Below are 1977 nucleotides of genomic sequence, written 5' to 3' on the forward strand. Positions count from 1 at the left end.
CCCCTGTCGATCCCGAAGTGTAGATCAGGTAGGCCAGGTCTTCGCTGCTCCCGGCTTCTTCTACCCTCTCCATCTCTGGCGCGCTCAGCACTTCTTCCAGCAGCACTACCTGCGCTCCACTCTCCGGCAAAGAACTCAGCAGGCTCTTCTCTGTCACGATCAGGCTCACGCCTGAGTCCTTCACCAGGTATGCGATCCGATGCGATGGATAGCCAGGGTCCAGCGGCAGATAGGCGCCTCCCGCCTTCATAATCCCCAGCAGGCATACCACCATCTCCACGCTCCGGCTTACATACAACCCCACCACGGCTTCCCGGCCAATACCACGCTTCCGCAACCCTGCCGCCACACGGCTTGACCACGCATCCAGCTCCGCATAACTCAACGCCTGATCGCCCATCTCTACTGCGATCCCATCCGGCGTCTCGCTTGCCTGCGCCCCGAACCACTCAGCTACCGTCCTGTATCCAGCTCTCCCTCGCGATGTCTGGTTCCAGGCCTGCAGGACTTCCTCCCGCTCCCCTGCGCTCAGTAACGGCAGCTCCCCGATCCGCCGCTCCCCGTCCTTCACTACCTCTTCCAGCAAACGCACATAGTGCCCCTGCATCTGCCTGATCGTCCCCTCCTCAAATAAATCCGTGCTGTACTCAAACTCACATCGATACCCTCCTCCCACAGGCAACGAATAGATATCTACCGATAGATCGAAGCGGGAAAACGACGATTCGAATTCGACCAGAGACATCTGAAAGATCCCATCCAGATTCTGCGGAGCAGGGGCGTTGTGAAGAGTAAAGAGGACCTGGAAGATCGGGCTGCGGTCGAGTTCCCGTTCTGGCTGTAACTCTTCTACCAGCTGATCGAAGGACACATTTTGGTGTTGATAGGCTTCGAGAGTTGTTTCGTGAACTCGCTTCAACAGCTGAGTAAAAGTTGGATTGCCGCTCAGGTCAGTCCGCAGCACCAGGGTATTCGCGAAGAAGCCAATCAGATTCTCAAAGTCGCTATGCAGCCGTCCGCCAACCGGCGTCCCGACGAGCAGATCCATCTGTCGGGAATATTTCATGAGCAGTACATTGAAGATGGCGAACAACGACATAAACAATGTTGCATTTTCTTTCCGGCTAACACGTTCCAGATCTTCGACTAATTCTGTCGGGATGTTGATAAAGCTGCGCCTTCCGCGGAAACTTCGACTCGGAGGTCTTCTGTGATCGGTCGGCAATTCCAGGACCGGTAGATCGCCTCCCAACTTCTTTTTCCAATAGCCAACGTCGCGGTTCCCGATCTCTTCTGCTTGCTGTTGCTCCCAGAGGATGAAATCGCGGTACTGATAACGCAAGGAAAGAAGCGCGGGTCTTGTATGCGTCACAAACGCCTCGTACAACGCCATCAGTTCTTGCGAGAGAACCCCCATAGACCAGCCGTCAAAGACAATGTGATGCACCACCAGGAGCACGATATGGTCCTGCGGCCCTGTGCGCAGCAGCGTGGCACGAAAGAGTGGGGAATCTTCCAGAGAGAACGGTCTACGTGCCTCTTCTTCGAGATGGAGGATCACCGCTGTATCGCGCTGCGACAGAGGAAGGTCCGAAAAGTCCACGAACGACATGCGCCAGTCTTCCGCAGCCATCACGCGCGCGAATGGAATTCCGTCACGCTGATGAAAGTCGGTGCGCAATGACTCATGCCGGTCCAGAATGGCTTTAAAGCTTCGCTCAAAAAACTGCGGGGACAGGTCTCCAGTCAAACGTACGCAGCTCAAAATGTTGTAGACCGCGTTCCCGGGATCAAATTGATCCATAAACCACAAACGCAGCTGTGAGCGAGACAACGTGTGCTCCAACGGTGTCCACGATGCTTGAACTGCCCCCGTTCCAATGCCACAATCGATATGCGAGGCGAGGGAATGGATGGTAGTGAAGCGGAAGAGGTCGAGGATGGGGATATCGAGGTCGAACTCTTCGCGCAGCTGGG

1 protein-coding gene is annotated in these 1977 nt (G+C 55.6%); it reads right to left on the minus strand.

What is annotated here, in order from left to right:
* Positions 1 to 1834, minus strand: a 1834-nt coding sequence (locus tag GSQ86_RS02140) for a condensation domain-containing protein (RefSeq protein WP_216840976.1), incomplete at its 3' end; no start/stop codon positions are given.
* Positions 1835 to 1977 lie beyond the last annotated feature (143 nt).

The organism is Acidobacterium sp. S8, assembly GCF_009765985.1.
Classification (GTDB): Bacteria; Acidobacteriota; Terriglobia; order Terriglobales; family Acidobacteriaceae; genus Alloacidobacterium.